The following is a 2,100-nucleotide window of genomic DNA, read 5'->3' as shown; positions in this document are numbered from 1 at the left end:
GTCCCCCGACATCTACAAGCGCAGGGAAGGCGGGAAAGAAACGGTCCGCGGGCACAGGCCCGGGGGGACACCCCGCCGCACCCGACCAACCCGTACGACCAACCGGAGAAGAAGATGAACCCGCAGCCGTCCGCCACCGTCACCGACCACGTCATCCCGGCCGAGGCCCAGGGCCAGGCGGTGAACGACGTCGCCGCACTCGTCCACCGCGCGGCCCAGCGCGACGAACTCACGGAAGAAGCCATCCTGAGCGACCTGTCCGACGCGATGCTCGGCGCCGTGTACCTGGGGTACGCGCTCGCCGTCGCCCAGGACCTCACCGGCCAGGCCAGGGAGGACGCCGCTCGCCGCACGGCCTACCAGAAGCTCTGCGAGGGGGGCGCGCCCGGCTTGGCCTACCGGACCGTGCTGAGGCTCTGGGGACGCCCCCGACGCCGCCGTGCGACCTCGGCCCCGGGAGTGTGAACCCCACCCAAGTATGGTAGAATAATTAATGTCGAAACGGGGAGGGCAAGCCTCGCGGCGACCACCACGACCAACGAGCTCAAGGAGATCCCCATGGCAGGCCGTCCCTTCAGTCAAGTCGCAACCGGGCCAACGCTCGACGCGGCGTTCCGCGAAGCGGTGGCGGAAGCGCAGCGTGAGTACGGTGCCCATTCGTACTCCGGCACGATCGGAATGAAGCAGGAGGTCACGCTCATCGACGAACCGCCGAGGGAGGAGGGGGACGCGCGCCTTCGCGTGGAGAGGCTGCTCGACCTGGACGACAGCCGCATCCGGAACAAGTGGGGTCCGGCCGGCGCCCTGCCGCTGCACCCGGTCGGCGGTTGCCCGGCGTGGCTCCTGTTCGGTTGGGCTGCAAGCTGATGGCGCTCACCGGGGTCCAGCCCCTCCTCGACCGCCCCCGCAGCCTTTCCGGAGGTGAGCGGTGAGCGCCCTGCCCGAGGCGGCCGCCGTGTCCGCCCGTCCCGCCGAGCGGCGCTTCCCCCGCTTCTGGGGGCGGCGCCAGCCCTCGACCCCGCCGTACGCGGAACTCGACTGCGCCTGCGGCGTGCGCATCTCCGCCGCCGGACTCGTGGGAGTGCTGGCCACCCGGAAGAGCATCTTTCATCACAAGTGCCGGAACGAGCCTGCCCCCGCCGCCCCGGACGCGACGAAGCCGTAGGGCCCGGCGGCGAAGCCGCAGCGCCCGGAGGGAGGGTACGTGGCTGTTCTGAACTACCGCATCATGCCGGTTTGGCCCGACGAGAGGCAGCCGGGCCCCCGCCAGCGCGGAGTCAGGCGGCGTCGCACGCACCGCTGGAACCGTCGGGAGGCGAAGCGCGCCGAAGAGAGGCTGTGGCGCCGGGAGCTCCGGGTTGACACGCATCATCAGAACAGGTAAATTAGTATACGTCGGAACGGGGAGGGCAAGCCCCGGTCCGAGCACCATGAACACCCCGATCAAGGAGTCCGCATGTCTACCCCCGACCGTCGCCACATCATCGTCATCCTCGACCGCTCGGGCAGCATGAACCGGGTCCGCGAGGACACCGAGGGCGGTCTGAACGCCCTGCTCGACGAGCAGCGCCAGGTGAACCGCGAGGGCACCACCGTGACCCTCGTCCAGTTCGACGACGAGGTCGAAACCGTCTACAGCGGCAAGCCGCTGACGGAGATCCCCGCCTTCTCCTTCCAGCCGCGCGGGATGACCGCCCTCATGGACGCCGTCGGCACCACGGTGTGGAAGGAGGAGAGCCGCATCGGCAAGCTGCCGCCCTCCGAGAGGCCGTCCGAGGTCATCCTCGTGATCCTCACCGACGGCAAGGACAACGTGTCCAGGCAGTATGAACCGGGACTGGTCCGTCACCTTCTCGACGGAGTCGCGGGCCGGGGCTGGACGACCCTGTTCCTCGGGGCCAACCAGGACGCCTTCGAAGTCGCGGGAGGTCTGGGCGTCTCCCGGGCGACCACGATGAGCTTCGACACGAGCCGGACGCAGGACACCCTCACCGCGACGGGCCACATGATCGCGCGCGGCACCCGCACCGGAGAGTTCACCTTCTCCGGCGAAGAGCGGTCCGCAGCCTCCCGTACGGGCGAGTAGGCCCGCCGTACGGC

Annotated in this window: 4 protein-coding genes; all 4 read left to right on the top strand. The window is 69.9% G+C overall.

Annotated elements, in window-relative coordinates; all coding sequences use genetic code 11:
* Positions 1-114 precede the first annotated feature (114 nt).
* The gene (locus ACFVIM_RS34830; RefSeq protein ID WP_384310316.1) at positions 115-465 is read left to right on the top strand and encodes a hypothetical protein; all 351 of its coding nucleotides are present in this window, start codon (positions 115-117) and stop codon (positions 463-465) included.
* Between the two features lie 93 nt (positions 466-558).
* Positions 559-867: a hypothetical protein gene (locus ACFVIM_RS34825; protein WP_384310313.1), complete on the top strand. Its 309-nt coding sequence runs from the start codon at positions 559-561 to the stop codon at positions 865-867.
* 61 nt (positions 868-928) lie between these two features.
* On the top strand, positions 929-1,165 hold the full coding sequence (locus tag ACFVIM_RS34820; protein ID WP_351495555.1) for a hypothetical protein: 237 nt from the start codon (positions 929-931) through the stop codon (positions 1,163-1,165).
* Between the two features lie 291 nt (positions 1,166-1,456).
* Positions 1,457-2,086: a VWA domain-containing protein gene (locus ACFVIM_RS34815; protein ID WP_384310309.1), complete on the top strand. Its 630-nt coding sequence runs from the start codon at positions 1,457-1,459 to the stop codon at positions 2,084-2,086.
* Positions 2,087-2,100 lie beyond the last annotated feature (14 nt).

This window comes from Streptomyces sp. NPDC057638, from assembly GCF_042800315.1.
Taxonomy (GTDB): domain Bacteria; phylum Actinomycetota; class Actinomycetes; order Streptomycetales; family Streptomycetaceae; genus Streptomyces.
Note: the sequence above shows the minus strand (reverse complement) of the source record. Positions and strands in the feature narration are given on the sequence as shown.